General features: G+C 33.3%; 12 protein-coding genes. 3 read left to right on the top strand and 9 right to left on the bottom strand.

Features of this window, described 5'->3' with window-relative positions; translation table 11 throughout:
* Positions 1 to 6: 6 nt before the first annotated feature.
* From nusA to ABID42_RS05755, 3 genes are all read right to left on the bottom strand, one after another.
* Positions 7 to 1,254, bottom strand: a complete 1,248-nt coding sequence (gene nusA, locus ABID42_RS05765; protein ID WP_184137602.1) for a transcription termination factor NusA — start codon at positions 1,252 to 1,254, stop codon at positions 7 to 9.
* 103 nt (positions 1,255 to 1,357) lie between these two features.
* Positions 1,358 to 1,831: a ribosome maturation factor RimP gene (gene rimP, locus ABID42_RS05760; RefSeq protein ID WP_323258611.1), complete on the bottom strand. Its 474-nt coding sequence runs from the start codon at positions 1,829 to 1,831 to the stop codon at positions 1,358 to 1,360.
* 167 nt (positions 1,832 to 1,998) lie between these two features.
* Positions 1,999 to 2,439: a GNAT family N-acetyltransferase gene (locus tag ABID42_RS05755; protein WP_367282833.1), complete on the bottom strand. Its 441-nt coding sequence runs from the start codon at positions 2,437 to 2,439 to the stop codon at positions 1,999 to 2,001.
* Between the two features lie 163 nt (positions 2,440 to 2,602).
* Here ABID42_RS05755 and ABID42_RS05750 point away from each other — a divergent pair, with 163 nt between their 5' ends.
* A complete protein-coding gene (locus tag ABID42_RS05750) occupies positions 2,603 to 3,412 on the top strand; it encodes an SDR family oxidoreductase (protein ID WP_323326719.1) in 810 nt (269 codons plus the stop codon).
* A gap of 152 nt (positions 3,413 to 3,564) precedes the next feature.
* Here ABID42_RS05750 and rpmB read toward each other — a convergent pair whose 3' ends face one another.
* Positions 3,565 to 3,804: a 50S ribosomal protein L28 gene (gene rpmB / locus ABID42_RS05745; RefSeq protein ID WP_184137596.1), complete on the bottom strand. Its 240-nt coding sequence runs from the start codon at positions 3,802 to 3,804 to the stop codon at positions 3,565 to 3,567.
* A 253-nt stretch (positions 3,805 to 4,057) separates the two neighbouring features.
* Here rpmB and ABID42_RS05740 point away from each other — a divergent pair, with 253 nt between their 5' ends.
* Positions 4,058 to 5,143: an endonuclease/exonuclease/phosphatase family protein gene (locus tag ABID42_RS05740; protein ID WP_367282832.1), complete on the top strand. Its 1,086-nt coding sequence runs from the start codon at positions 4,058 to 4,060 to the stop codon at positions 5,141 to 5,143.
* 3 nt (positions 5,144 to 5,146) lie between these two features.
* Here ABID42_RS05740 and ABID42_RS05735 read toward each other — a convergent pair whose 3' ends face one another.
* The 3 genes from ABID42_RS05735 to tpiA form a co-directional block, all read right to left on the bottom strand.
* Positions 5,147 to 6,013 (bottom strand): glycosyltransferase family 2 protein, encoded by an 867-nt coding sequence (locus ABID42_RS05735; protein WP_367282831.1) that lies wholly within the window; start codon positions 6,011 to 6,013, stop codon positions 5,147 to 5,149.
* A gap of 12 nt (positions 6,014 to 6,025) precedes the next feature.
* Positions 6,026 to 6,916 (bottom strand): glycosyltransferase family protein, encoded by an 891-nt coding sequence (locus tag ABID42_RS05730; protein WP_367282830.1) that lies wholly within the window; start codon positions 6,914 to 6,916, stop codon positions 6,026 to 6,028.
* 135 nt (positions 6,917 to 7,051) lie between these two features.
* The gene (gene tpiA, locus ABID42_RS05725) at positions 7,052 to 7,813 is read right to left on the bottom strand and encodes a triose-phosphate isomerase (RefSeq protein ID WP_184137839.1); all 762 of its coding nucleotides are present in this window, start codon (positions 7,811 to 7,813) and stop codon (positions 7,052 to 7,054) included.
* Positions 7,814 to 8,143: 330 nt separating this feature from the next.
* On the opposite strand from tpiA, the gene ABID42_RS05720 reads away from it, so the two are divergent.
* Positions 8,144 to 9,484: an aspartyl protease family protein gene (locus ABID42_RS05720; RefSeq protein WP_367282829.1), complete on the top strand. Its 1,341-nt coding sequence runs from the start codon at positions 8,144 to 8,146 to the stop codon at positions 9,482 to 9,484.
* A 55-nt stretch (positions 9,485 to 9,539) separates the two neighbouring features.
* On the opposite strand, the gene ABID42_RS05715 is transcribed toward ABID42_RS05720, so the two are convergent.
* Both ABID42_RS05715 and ABID42_RS05710 read right to left on the bottom strand, forming a co-directional pair.
* On the bottom strand, positions 9,540 to 10,202 hold the full coding sequence (locus ABID42_RS05715; RefSeq protein ID WP_323258604.1) for an ABC transporter ATP-binding protein: 663 nt from the start codon (positions 10,200 to 10,202) through the stop codon (positions 9,540 to 9,542).
* Positions 10,203 to 10,256: 54 nt separating this feature from the next.
* Entirely contained in the window at positions 10,257 to 12,668 is a 2,412-nt protein-coding gene (locus ABID42_RS05710) for an ABC transporter permease (RefSeq protein ID WP_367282828.1), read from the bottom strand.
* Between the last annotated feature and the right edge of the window lie 24 nt (positions 12,669 to 12,692).

Genomic DNA, 12,692 nt, shown 5'->3' with positions numbered 1-12,692 from the left:
TCTAAATTACTCAAACTCCGAACGTAGAATTGATAATACTTCGTTTACGGTTTCTTCCTCAAGCTCTGTACGACGAATTAATTCATCGCTATTCAATTTGAGTACTTGTTTCGCCGTATCCAAACCGATTTTGTGTAATTCTGCAATTACCCAATCTTCGATTTCGTCAGAAAATTCAGTTAAGTCAACATCTTCGTCATCAACTTCACTTTCTTTAATATCACGATAAACATCTAATTCGTAGCCAACTAGCTTTCCTGCTAACTTAATGTTTTGTCCGCCTTTACCAATTGCCAAGGAAACTTGGTCTGGTTGTAAATACACCGCAATTCTTTTTCTTTCTTTATCAATTTTCATTGAACTTACTTTCGCAGGGCTTAAAGCACGACCTACAAGTAATTCAAGGTTTTCTGTATAATTGATAACGTCAATGTTTTCGTTCTGTAATTCACGAACAATTCCATGAATACGAGAACCCTTCATCCCCACACAAGCACCTACTGGGTCGATACGGTCATCATAAGATTCTACCGCTACTTTTGCACGCTCACCTGGTTCACGAACTACTTTACGAATCATGATTTGTCCGTCGTAAATCTCAGGAATTTCTTGTTCGAATAAACGTTCTAAGAAAACAGGAGAAGTACGAGAAAGGATAATCTTTGGCGTACCATTATTCATATCAACTTTATGAATAACAGCTTTTACCGATTCACCTTTTTTGAAACGATCTTTTTGAATCATCTCTGATTTTGGTAAAGTCAATTCATTGCCTTCACCATCAGTAATGATAAATTCTTTTCCAATAATTTGGTAAACATCTCCCGAAACCATTTCTCCAACTAAGTCTTTGTATTTTTCAAAGAGACCCTCTTTTTCTAAATCTTTAACTTTTTGAATCAATGTTTGACGAGCCGTTTGAACAATTCTACGACCGAAATCTTCTAATTTGATTAATTCCGCTACTTCTTCGCCAATTTCAAAATCAGGTTCAATTAATTTTGCTTCTGCCAAAGGAATTTTGTCATAATCCCAAATATCTTCTGAATTGTCATCAACAATTTCACGTGTGCGCCACATTTCTAAGTCGCCACTTTCAGGGTTGATAATTACATCAAAATTTTCATCCGTACCGTATCTTTTACGAATCATTGTGCGGAAAACGTCTTCCAGCACTTTAATCATCGTCGGACGGTCGATATTTTTTTCTTTTGCAAAATCCGCAAACGATGAAATTAACTCTGCACTATTCATCTTTTCATAATTTTATTAATGTGAAAAGAAGCCAGCAAGTAGAATGGATGAAGGATAAGATTTACTCTAATTTCAACAATTCAACCGTTCGGCAACTCGACCACTATTTAAACGATATTTGTACTTTTGCTTGTTGTATATTCGAAAAAGGAATGGTGATTGCCTCTATTGGCTCTACTTTCTTACTTTTTGTTTTCTTTGGTTCTTCTTTGAAAGTTATGCCTTCGTCGCTTACTTCTTCTAAAGCCCCTATTTTTTCTATTTTGTCGTTCAATACTAATTTCAAGTTACGACCAATATTTTTTACAAACTGACGCTTAAATGTAAGTGGGTGATCGATGCCCGGAGAAGATACTTCTAAATTATAGGCTCCAGCAATTAATTCATTGGTTTCTATAAAATGAGCTAATCTTCTACTAACAGATGCACATTCTTCTATTTTAATGCCTTCGTCGGTATCTAATAGAATTGTAATGTTCTGCCTAGTTTTACCTTCACTTACTTGAACATCTACAATGAATAACCTTCCTTCTTCAAGATAGGGTTCAAGCAGTTCGATTATTTTTTCTTTTGTCATTTCTTTTTTCACAGTTAAGTCAACTGTGCTACAATCTAGTAAACAAAAAAGAGGGACTATCGACCCCTCTTCCTTTAAATTCTCTGCAAAAGTAATAAAAATTGTCTTAGAAAGCAAGTTTCATGATTGGTTTACAGTGTTTTTCATAATTAATTAAGGAAATTCAACTACAAATCTGCCCTAAAGCTAAATCCATGTTTTTCAAAAGCTAAACTTTCATAAAAAGCATGTGCTTCAGTCCGTTTTAAATTACTTGAAAGTACCAATTTATAACAGCCTGTTTCTTTGCATTTTTCCATAGCGAATATCATCATGGTTTTGCCAATTCCTTTTCCTTGATAATTATCAGCAACCACAACATCCTCAACAACGGCTGAAGGAGTACCCAAGTGAGCCAAATTATCCATTATCAATAAAGCGAAGGTGCCAATAATTGTGCTTTCAGTTTCAGCTACATACACTTTGTAGTTTGGATAAGTAGCCATTTTTGAGAAAAGCGTTTCAGCTTGTTCAAGCGAAAGTACTTCACCTTTGTCGAGAACCTCGGCATATAGATTTAGTATCTGAGGTAAATCTTCTTTTATCGCTTGTCGAATTTGAATATTCATGGTTTTAAGAAAAAAAATAGTACTTTTGGACAAATTTTAACCTTGATTTTAGCATACAACTAAAATACTTAATTATTTTAAAATGAAGCTCATATTCATATTAAGAAGCTTCGTTCAAGAATAATTTATTTTAAACTAAAATCAACAATCAGAAATCAAAAAAATGTCATACGGTTTATTAAAAGGAAAAAGAGGAATTATTTCTGGAGCATTAGATTCCAACTCTATCGCTTGGAAAGTGGCTCAACGTGCTAAAGAAGAAGGCGCAATTATCACACTTACGAATGCTCCTTTAGCCATGAGAATGGGAGAAATCAACAAATTAGCCGAAGAATGCGAAGCTAAGATTATTCCAGCGGATGCTACTTCTGTAGAAGATTTGGAAAAACTTTACGAAGGTTCAATGGATGCTTTGGGTGGAAAAATTGATTTCGTATTGCATTCAATCGGTATGAGTACTAACATTCGTAAAAACCGTCCTTATGGCGATTTGAACTACGAATGGTTTATGAAATCTTTAGATGTTTCTGCTTTATCATTCCACAAAATGTTGCAAGTTGCTGATAAAATGGATGCTATTTCTGATAATGGTTCAGTAGTAGCTTTATCTTATATCGCTGCACAACGTTCTTTCCCTGACTATACTGATATGGCACAAGCAAAAGCGATGTTAGAATCGATTGCTCGTTCTTATGGTTATCATTATGGAAAGAAAAACGGAACAAGAGTAAACACTGTTTCACAATCACCAACTAAAACTACGGCTGGTACAGGTATTTCTGGCTTTAATGCTTTCTATGAATATGCTAACGAAATGTCGGCATTAGGAAATGCAACTGCGGATGAATGTGCTGATTATGTAATTACTTTATTCTCTGACTTGACGAAGAAAGTAACGATGCAAAACCTTTTCCATGATGGAGGTTTCAGTGCAGTAGGTATTTCAGAAGAAATCGTAGCAAGAATGAGCTAATATTCTTGTTGAAGAAAATATATGAAAAGGCATTTGTAGCAATTACAAGTGCCTTTTTTGATGCACTATCATTGATAATGAATAAAGGCGATAAATAACAAAAGCCTCTTCGAAATGAATCCGAAGAGGCTTTTGAAAATATTTTAGGAGTACTATAAACTTAAAGTACCTCTACGAGCAGCATCTACTAAAGAAGCTTCTAAGCCTTTTTTGTTGATAGTACGGATAGCTTTTGCTGAAACTTTCAACTGTACCCATACACCTTCTGATTCTAAGAAAAATTTCTTAGTGTGTAAGTTTGGAAAAAATTTACGCTTAGTTTTATTGTTAGCGTGAGAAACGTTATTTCCAACTTGTGTTTTTCTTCCTGTTAATTGACAAACCTTCGCCATGATAAAATTCTTTTATTTGTTATGTAAAATCGCTTTTTGAGCGATGTAATAGACTTGATTACCAGTGTTTTCCGAAATGGAATGCAAAATTAGGAAATAATTATTAATCTAACAATTAATTACAGAAATAAAATTGATACTTTTCTGTTAATGTTATAAAAAAGCTTGCAAACCAAAATATTCATTAGGCTTTGTTTATTCAAGACATTCTTAATTTGTACTTTTGTCTAAAGCTAACCGCCAAGATTACATCATGCTGAAAAAAAATGCAATTTCTCTTTTGTGGCTAACGAGTCTTCCTCTGTGTATATATACTCTTTTTACCTATTTATTAGCTTACACTTTGGTGATTGACCATTGGTTTGTTGGTTTTATGATGATGAGTTTGCCAATAGTGATGATACTTTGTGCCATCATTGCTCTTATGTGGCTATTTATCAGACCTTCCCGAATGCTTCTTCCTCTTGTTGTTTTACTGATTGGTTATCCATTTATTAGAAGAACTTACAGTTTTCATACTGCTAAGGAAGCAGAGAAAAGTTTGTCGGTATTAGATTATAATGTTTTTGGTTTTTACCATAATAGTTATCCATTTAATAAAGACAAAACGAAAGCATCTGTTACTTATGTTTCAGAAACCAATGCAGATATTAAATGTTTTCAGGAGTTTAGTAGTATGAGTAATGAAAAAGATTTCAGGGTTTTTGAAGCCATTACCAAAGAGAATCCGTACTATGTGATTAATAGCATTTATGGTACGCATAGAATATTTTCATTAGCGATTTTTTCAAAGTATCCCATCATTCATGAAGAAAAGAGTTTGTTTGGTCAAGAGCCCGGAAAAGATAATGGCAATGGCTATTTATTGGCTGATATAGCCATGGAAAAGGATACGATAAGAGTAATTAATTTACAACTCCAGTCGATGGGAATTAGAGTGAAAAGAGTTGTAGAGGAAGTAAAAGAGAAGTCGTATTCTCAGGCTAAGGATGAGACCAAATCTATTTTATCAAGTTTAAAAACAGGTTTTGTGAATCATGCAGAAGAAATAGAACAAATTGAAAGATTGATTGATGAAAGTCCTTTTCCAGTAATTGTTTGTGGTGATTTTAATGAAACGCCTTACGGAAATGCCTACGGACATATTCGTGATAGACTGAAAAATGCTTTTGAGGAAGCTGGAAATGGTTTTGGTTTTACACTTAATCGTAGTCCAAGATTTGTTAGAATTGATAACCAATTTTGCAGTGAATCAATAGAAGTATTAGATTTCCAAACGCATGGTCATATTAAATCTTCAGATCATTACCCAGTATTTGCAAAATATAAAATACGCTGATTATTAAGTGTTTGATTGGTACTTTCCCATTTTATTTTGCTTGAAATCTCGTCTGGCTTCAACGATGTATTTTACTATTTCCCATGAATTACTGCCGTAGAAAAAACCTTTTTTTAGAAAAGACATTGCATTTCGATTGATTTTTTGCATCGTTTGTTTGTCAAAGCCTTTATACTTTGATTGTACATAAAGATTGTTACGATACATATAATAATATCTTAACGGAGAATGCAATTCTTTTTCTTTTTTAATTAAGTAGAGTGTTTTAATAGACGCTTTCTTTTCGGTTTGTCCTAATTCATGCTGAATGAAAACGTTGATTAATTGAATCATTTTAAAGCCTGCTTTTTGAACTCTCAAACAGTATTCAATATCAACAGCATCAATGAATAGCGCTTCATCAAATTTTCCTATTTGTTGATAGATATTAAGATTTAAAAGTGTTCCTGAAGTAATCATTCCATCAATTTCTTGATAGCTTGATTGTGCTAACGATTGTTTATTATTACGTGAGAATTGTGGACCAAATAATCCAACACTCTCTGGGTGTGGAAATTTGCTTACTCCATCCCAATAATATTGAATTGCATTTCCTTCAAATTTAGAATCTTGGTCCATCATCAATAACCAATCAAAGCCTTCATTAATTGCCATTTGCGCACTAGTATTCAATCTTTTGGCAATACCAGCATTGTGGTTATCATGTAAATAAGTGATATTGGAAATTTCCATCAAATTCTTTTTTAGAAATGTCCCTTCTTCAGTATTATCAAAGACATATACTTTATCAACAGCTTTAGCATACGTTTTGATATTGTCTAAAGTATTTTCAGTTGGATGGTAAAGTATTACTACTGCCGCAATTTTCATGATTATAGAGGTTTATAGTTGGGCAATTAATTTTTTAATTAATAACTCAAACTGAGGTTGAAACGAAAATTCAAAGCCGTTGGCTCCTTCAGGAATTACATTTGGACATTTGTAATAACTTTCTAGCATTCTTGGTGTTTTTAAAGCTTCTGCGATAGCGTAAGGGAATGATTGATTCCCAATAAATAATTTTGCACCTGCAATGATACTTGCCATCTCCAAAAAATTGTTTACTCTGGCATACTCAAGGTTAGGTATAATCGCTTTCATCAACTTAAACTCTTCTGACAAACCCACAAAAACTAGATTGTTATATTTTTTTAGAACAGAATAGTCTATCATGGGTGAATTGTAACGAGTACTTCTTGCAATAACGATTTTATCGCTCATTGAAGTATTTTTTGGTACAACTAGCCAAGGTTTGCTTAAATCATAGCTTACTGCAAAACAGTTAAAGTACCACCTGCTGATGTGTCCTTTTGTGTGATCAAATGTAAATTGCCTAAAAATGTCTAAATCATAATCTACTGCTTGGTTTTTAAAGATGTCAATTTGTTGAAATTGGTTTTGTAAAGCTAAAAGAGGCTCTAACATCGCAACCGATTTTTCATTCAAACCGATATCTTTTAGCGGATGATTACCATCAACTTTTATTCTTTGACCGATATTTAAATGAAGATTTATCTTACCATTTTCAGCCAAAGCATACATCGCTGGAATAGCATAAATTATATCGCCAAGATGCCCACTGTGTTTAAAATCAACAAGGGCTTTAGGGGTATCTAAAAAGTTAATCGAAGGCAAATCATTTACCTTTAATTGGTATTTATAATTTTGATAAGCTTCTTTGTTCGTGTTTTTTAGATATAATTTTTCAAGAGGATTGAGTTTTTTAAAGAGCATATATTAATTAAGCAATTGAGAGAATAAGTTTCAAAGAGGATCAATGTATTAAAAATAGGTAACTAAAAATGTAGGGTGGAGAAACAAACATTTTTACTGAACCCCGTTTAGTTTTTGCTAAACGGGGTTCAATGCTTAGAATGATTTTGCAATGTTTGTAAACTCACGAGATTTCAACGATGCTCCACCGATTAATCCGCCATCTACATCTGCGCAAGCAAATAATTCTTGGGCATTTTTCTCATTACAACTTCCACCGTAAAGAATAGAAGTGTTATCTGCTGCTTCCTGACCGTATTTAGTTGCTAAATGTCCTCTTAAATAAGCGTGCATTTCTTGTGCTTGTTCAGAAGAAGCCGTTAAGCCAGTTCCGATTGCCCAGATTGGTTCGTAAGCGATTACCACTTTAGCGAAATCTTCTGGAGAAAGATGGAAAAGGCTGTCTGTTAATTGAGAAGCAACGAAAGCAAGAAAATCACCACCTTGACGTAATTCTAATGTTTCACCACAACAGAAAATTGGCGTTAAACCATTTTCAAGAACGATGTTTACTTTTTCTGCCAATTGTTCATTTGTTTCTTTGAAATACTCACGACGCTCTGAGTGTCCAAGAATTACATGAGTAACACCAATTGATTTCAACATTGAAGCTGAAATTTCACCAGTATATGCACCAGAAGCTTTGTTAGAACAATTTTGTGCAGCAATGCCAATATTTGGAGCTGTTTCTGTATATTTTTGAAGTGTCGATAAGTAAATCGCTGGTGGAGCAATAATTACTTGCACATCAGTATTTACTTCGTCTTTCACCATATTTACAACTTCAGATGCCAAAATCAAGGCTTCTTCGGCTGTTTTATTCATTTTCCAGTTTCCTGCTACAATTTGCTTTCTCATTGTTTTTTGGTTAATTATAAATTAGATATTTTGACAAAAGTACTTCTTATCACAATTCTAAAAAACAAAAAGCCATAAGTATCTTCATCTTAAAGGTGAATATTTTGAAAATTCTACAAGAAAGACAACATAAAAAACAGAAAGGTTGGATTTTGTTTTTACAAAATTGGAATCAATCATATCCCCACTTTCAATCACATAATATTCATGAATAAAATTTTATAAGTATTTTCGGTATTTTTCTTTGAATAAACATTAATTTTTTAATGTAACTCTTTGGAAATAAGTAATATTATCCCGATATTTAAGATAAGAAAAACGACTCTTATCATGAAACTGGCTTGGCATAAAATATTATTGTTCAGTACTTTACCGCTGGCAGGGTATTGTCAAGACTCTACGAGTTATGCTGAACAAAATAATGGAGGTGTAAGGGTAAGCACTTATGTTCGAAGTGAAAGACCTAAAAAATTAAAATTCAAACCTGCCATTGAAGAAAACTTTGGTTTTCAGTTAGTAAAAAAAAGAAAAATCTCCGTCATCCCTTTTGAACTTCACGCCAATTTGGTGATTGTACCTATCAGAATTAATAACTCTGATACGCTAAGATTTATCCTTGATACGGGTGTGAGTTCTATTATTGTGACAGATTCAAAAGTGGCTGAAAAACAAGGAATGCTATACAGCAGAAATGTGAAAATAGCGGGCGTTGGTGTTGGAAATGACTTAGAAGCCGGTATTGTGATTGACAATACGATAAAAATGGGAGACGTAATTGGTTATCGCCAGAATATCGTAGTACTGAAAAATGATATTTTAAAACTTAGCGAATTTGTAGGAAAACCCATTCATGGAATTATTGGATATGACCTTTTCAATCGTTTTGCCGTAACAATTGATTTTTCGGTCAATCAAATAGTTTTGGAAAACCCCGAACATTATAAATACAAAACGTCTAAAGGACAACGTTTCCCGATAACAATTGAAGAAAACAAGCCTTATTTGGATGCTGTAGAATTAGTAAATGGTGACCAAACAGTACCTATAAAAGTATTATTGGATACTGGTGCAGGACATGCCATTTCGATTGAAGTAAATAAGAAATTTAATATTCAATTGCCCCCTAAAGTTGTGAAAGCTCAATTAGGACGTGGCTTGAGTGGTATCATTAATGGAAATTTAGGACGATTGCCTAAAATAAAATTCGGAAAATACGAGCTAAATAATGTAGTTGCTTCATTTCCTGATAGTTCTTCTTATCACTTAAAACCAACAAATTTCTCTGAACGCCAAGGAAATATTGGTTGTGAATTTCTCAGAAGATTTAAAGTTACTTTTAATTATCGGGATAAATATGTGGTGTTGAAACCGATTAATAGAAGAATGAAAGAACCATTCGAACACAATATGAGTGGGATGGAATTATTGGCAAGTGGAAGTGATTATCATGAGTTTTTGATTGAAAGAATTATTGAAAATTCTCCAGCTCATTTGGCAGGTTTACAGCAAGGAGATAGAGTGATTTTTATCAATAATAAGTCTTATAAAGATATATCAATTACTGAGATATATAAAATCTTTCAAAAAGGTGAAGGCAAGCCCATTAGTATGGTGGTGAAAAGGGGACAAGAAGTGATTTTTACAACGGTAAATTTGAAAAGACTGATATAAAAGTCGCTCACTGAATATCAATGAGCGACTAACACTTAAACCAAAACTAAATTTTTTATCTTTCGATGCGTCCATCCAATAACTCAATTACTCTGCTTCCATAAGTAGCATTTTTCTCTGAGTGAGTTACTTGAATAATGGTTACGCCTTCCTCGTTCAATGTTTTAAATAATTCCATTATTTCCTGTCCTTGTTTTGAATTCAGATTGCCTGTAGGTTCATCTGCCAAAATCAAATTGGGTTTTGTAATTATGGCACGAGCAATACCCACTAATTGTTGTTGTCCGCCCGAAAGCTGATTCGGGAATAGGTCTTTTTTACCAACAATATTGAATCTATCTAAAATATCAGCGACCATCGATTTTCTTTCAGAAGAACCAATGCCATGATATAATAATGGAGTTTCTATGTTTTCATACACCGTTAGTTCATCAATCAAATGATACGCTTGAAATACAAAACCAATATGTTTTTTGTATAATTCTGCACGCTGTTTTTCTTTGATTTTCAGTACGTTTTCTCCCAAAAATGAGTATTCTCCTTCATTAGGTTCGTCCATCATTCCTAAAACATGTAAAAGCGTAGATTTCCCTGAACCCGAAGGACCCATGATAGAAACAAATTCTCCTTGCTCAATAGTTAAACTTATATCACGCAAAACGAAAGCACGATTTACGCCTGAATTATACCAACGAAAAATATTTTTGAGTTCTAGCATATTGTTGATTTTATAAAATGTCTTTTTCTATTAATAATCTTGAAAACGATGTTTCTACTCTGTTTTGAGGCTTTTAATCGGATTTTCTAAAGCTGTTTTAAAAGTTTGTAAGCAAACAAAAATGGCTATTATTAGGCTAAATCCTAAAGCAACAGTTAGAAAAGTTTGCCAATCTAATTGAATTCTATAAGCATAAGCCGTCAGCCAATGATTCATACTGATAATGCCAAGAGGAAAAGAAATAGCGATGGCAATGGCTATCAAAACTATAAATTCTTTCAAAAACAGCATTACAATACTGATACTTGATGCTCCCAAAACTTTACGAATTCCTAACTCTTTTGTTCTTCTGGCAATACTCATTGAAACCATTCCTAAAATACCTAATAGCACAATAATAATTGATAAAATGGTGGCTACTTGTGAAGCTTTTTTAAGCTGAATTTCAGATTGATAAAGCTTTTGAAGCGTATCGTCTATGAAAGTATATTCAAAAGCTGAACCGGGCATTAAAGTTTTCCATTTTTGCTCAATACTTGATAAAGATTGAGCAAGATTATTCGGCTGAATTTTAAAAGAAAAGTACCTGAAAAAAGTAAAATCTTTTACATTCATAAATACCAAAGGAGAAATCGCTTTGTGCATTGAAGCGATGTGAAAATCCTTAGTAACACCAACAATCGTAAATGGCTGTGGATAATAATGAATCCGTATTTCTTTACCAATGGCTTCCGTAGGGTTTTTAAAGCCCAAAGTTTTAAAGCCTGTTTCATTCAGTACGATTTTTCTCGCTTGAAAACCTTCCTGTTTTCGCTGAAAATATACTCCTGCAACCATTGGAATTTGATAAGCATCCGCATATTTTTCATCGGTTGTAATGGTCTGAACATATACTGCTTGGGTGGAATCTTGCCCCATTTTATAAAAAGCATTATTGTTTCCGCCATGTCCTGCTGGAATATCATACGACAAACTTACTTGGCTTACTTCTTTTAGTTTTGCCATTTCGTCACGGATGCGTTCCATTTTATCAACGCCCACAGGCGACCAATCACGAGGAACACTTAGCGTAACGACAGCTTCTTTTTGATAACCCAAATCTTTATTGAAAAAGTAATTTACTTGTTTCGAAATAACAGATGCTCCGACAAAAACAAATAGAGCAATGGTGAATTGAGAAACAATTAATAACCTTCTGAAAAAAATGTTTTCTTTGATAGATTTCAATTTACCTTTTAAAGAATCTATAGAAGGCAAATTTGATAAAATAAATGCGGGATAAATACCCGATAATAAGCCAATCAACACTGCAAATAGAACAGCAAAAAGATAAAAATAAGATGATACTGTTAACAAAGAAGGTATTTTCTTATGAAGCATTTCACCAAAAAACGGTTGAAAAACTTCGTAAAGAATTAAGGAAATCAATAAGCTAAAAAATGAAATTAAGATTGATTCAGCTAAAAATTGTCGAATTAACTGTCCTTTTTCACTACCAAGCATTTTCCGAACACCGATTTCTTTTAACCTTGTTACTGAATTTCCGATAGACATATTGATGAAATTGACTATCGCCATCAGCAGTATAAATAAGGCTACAAAGAGTAAAGTAAAAATTGTCTTTTTTACAATGCCATTGTTTGCTTCCAGATAAACATCCTTCATGGGAACAAGATAAGCTTGAAGGTTTGCACTAATATTTTCAGGAGCATTTGCTTTGATGAGCTTGGACATTACCTGAGCAACACTTTCAGGTTTTACACCATTTTTCAACTCAATATAGCCCACATTATAAGGATTGTTCCAAGCGAAGTACTTCTCTATTCCCCAAAATTTACTGCTCTCAAAAGACATTAAAATTGGAATTCGGGTATCAGAAAGTAAGTTGATTACCGAATTAGTATTTACTTTTCCCAGTACTCCAGTAATCATAAAACTCTTTTTCTGACCTGCATTAGATTCTACCGTCAGGCTTTTTCCCAAACAATCTAATTTCCCAAAATACTTAATGGCTTGTTCTGAGGAAATTACCATTGTATAAGGCTGGTTTAGAGCAGTTTTGCTATCTCCATACAGTAATTCAAAACCATACATGTTCAACAAAGTAGCATCTCCAATTTGAATATCTTCTCTGAAAACTTTATCTCCATTTGAAATAGTGGAGGTATAACCTTCAAAACCATAATAGTTTTCTACCAAATTTGGATAGTTTTCCTTTAAGGTTTTTGCCAAAGGGGCAAGCGTTGTTATTTCTAAGCCAATATCAGGTTTTTTCCATTTGCTTTGAATCAAGTACTGATTTTCTACATTTTTTAAATCAGTGTTTACTTGTAATTCTCCCCAGATATAAGTGCCAATGAGTAAAGTAAAAGTAATGCCGACCGATAAACCCAAGATAGAAACGAAAGCGTAAAACTTCCGTTTCATCAAGTTTCTCCAAGCTATTTTAAAGTAAATTTGTATCATGATTTCTAAAATTTGTTAGTTTAA

Origin of the sequence: Arcicella rosea (assembly GCF_040543805.1) — a bacterium.
In the GTDB taxonomy this organism is placed as follows: Bacteria; Bacteroidota; Bacteroidia; order Cytophagales; family Spirosomataceae; genus Arcicella; species Arcicella rosea.
Note: the sequence above shows the minus strand (reverse complement) of the source record. Positions and strands in the feature narration are given on the sequence as shown.

Bases quoted from the DNA above. Each gene is read 5' to 3' on its own strand.
- nusA (WP_184137602.1), bottom strand. From the start codon at position 1,254: ATGAATAGTGCAGAGTTAATTTCATCGTTTGCGGATTTTGCAAAAGAA.
- rimP (WP_323258611.1), bottom strand. From the start codon at position 1,831: ATGACAAAAGAAAAAATAATCGAACTGCTTGAACCCTATCTTGAAGAA.
- ABID42_RS05755 (WP_367282833.1), bottom strand. From the start codon at position 2,439: ATGAATATTCAAATTCGACAAGCGATAAAAGAAGATTTACCTCAGATA.
- ABID42_RS05750 (WP_323326719.1), top strand. From the start codon at position 2,603: ATGTCATACGGTTTATTAAAAGGAAAAAGAGGAATTATTTCTGGAGCA.
- rpmB (WP_184137596.1), bottom strand. From the start codon at position 3,804: ATGGCGAAGGTTTGTCAATTAACAGGAAGAAAAACACAAGTTGGAAAT.
- ABID42_RS05740 (WP_367282832.1), top strand. From the start codon at position 4,058: ATGCTGAAAAAAAATGCAATTTCTCTTTTGTGGCTAACGAGTCTTCCT.
- ABID42_RS05735 (WP_367282831.1), bottom strand. From the start codon at position 6,013: ATGAAAATTGCGGCAGTAGTAATACTTTACCATCCAACTGAAAATACT.
- ABID42_RS05730 (WP_367282830.1), bottom strand. From the start codon at position 6,916: ATGCTCTTTAAAAAACTCAATCCTCTTGAAAAATTATATCTAAAAAAC.
- tpiA (WP_184137839.1), bottom strand. From the start codon at position 7,813: ATGAGAAAGCAAATTGTAGCAGGAAACTGGAAAATGAATAAAACAGCC.
- ABID42_RS05720 (WP_367282829.1), top strand. From the start codon at position 8,144: ATGAAACTGGCTTGGCATAAAATATTATTGTTCAGTACTTTACCGCTG.
- ABID42_RS05715 (WP_323258604.1), bottom strand. From the start codon at position 10,202: ATGCTAGAACTCAAAAATATTTTTCGTTGGTATAATTCAGGCGTAAAT.
- ABID42_RS05710 (WP_367282828.1), bottom strand. From the start codon at position 12,668: ATGATACAAATTTACTTTAAAATAGCTTGGAGAAACTTGATGAAACGG.